We start from the raw sequence: 1,104 nt of genomic DNA on the forward strand, positions 1-1,104 counted from the left end.
GCCCTGTTGCGTGCGGGCGCCGACGTCGGGACGCTGGCGCGGCGCCGTGTCGGCGGGGCGCTCCAGGTCAAGCGTGCCGCGTAGCGCCGTGCCGCCCGCCGGCGCCTGCGGCGCGCGAAGTTCCGGCTGTGGCGCGGGAGCGCGGCGCGGCAGAGCCGCCGCGCGGGGCGCTGCCGGGGCTTGCGGCGCCGGGCGCAGATTGCGCGATTCCGAGGGCTCTCCACCACTGCGGCCGGACTTCGCAACGATGTCCGAAAGCTCCTTCAGGGCGTTGATCTGCTCGGAAACCGCGCGGCGGATGGCCGATGTCGATTCCTTGGCCTCTTCCGGCATCTCGATGACGCCCTTCTTGAGCTCGGCGCGGGTGAGGTCGAGCTCGCTCTTGATGGCGCCGGCGGTGCGGCGCATCTCCTCGGTCGCGTCGGAGAAGCGCTTGGTTGCCGAATCGACGACGTCGGTGATGGCGTTGCGGATCTTGTCGGCCGATTCCAGCGTCCTGCCTTCCGCATTTTGCAGCGTCTGGCCGACCAGATTCTCGAACGAGCGCATGACCCTTTCGAGATCCTCCGACTTTTTGACCAGGCCGACAGCGAGATCCTCGAGTGAAGACTGCCTTTCGAGCGTGTGTTCGAGGTTGCTCTGGGCCGAGCTCAGGAGGTCCGAAGCACCGGCGAGCAGGCGGCTGTGTTCATCGAACTTGGTGGCGATCGACGCGACCTCGCGCAAGGTCGACGACGACAGTTCCGTCAGCCTTGTCGTGTTCGAAGCGAGCAGCCTTGCCGAGCTGGCGAAGGTCTGCGCCGCTTTCTCGGTGGTTGCCGCGAAGCTTTGCGTGCTGCCGGTCAGGCGTTCGTCGACCTGGCCGAGATTGGCCGCGGCCTGTTCGATCAGCTGACCGAGCTGCGCGCTCGACGTGGTCATTCGGCCGATCAGGTCGGCGACACTGTCGGATAGCGACGAGCGGGCACCTTCGACCGCCGAAAGGGTCTCGGCGGTGCGGCTGGCGAGCGCGTTGACGAGGGCTGCGTTTTCGCTGCGCAGCTTCTCGGCGGCACGTTCGGTGACCTCTTCCATGCTCTTTTGCAGTTCCGAGCCGCCCTGGGC

1 pseudogene is annotated in these 1,104 nt (G+C 67.6%); it reads right to left on the reverse strand.

Annotated features, from left to right (window positions below):
* Nucleotides 1-1,104 (reverse strand): annotated as a pseudogene (locus FJ980_RS33535) (kinesin); the annotation flags it as partial.

The sequence above is a fragment of the Mesorhizobium sp. B1-1-5 genome (assembly GCF_006443065.1).
GTDB lineage: Bacteria > Pseudomonadota > Alphaproteobacteria > Rhizobiales > Rhizobiaceae > Mesorhizobium.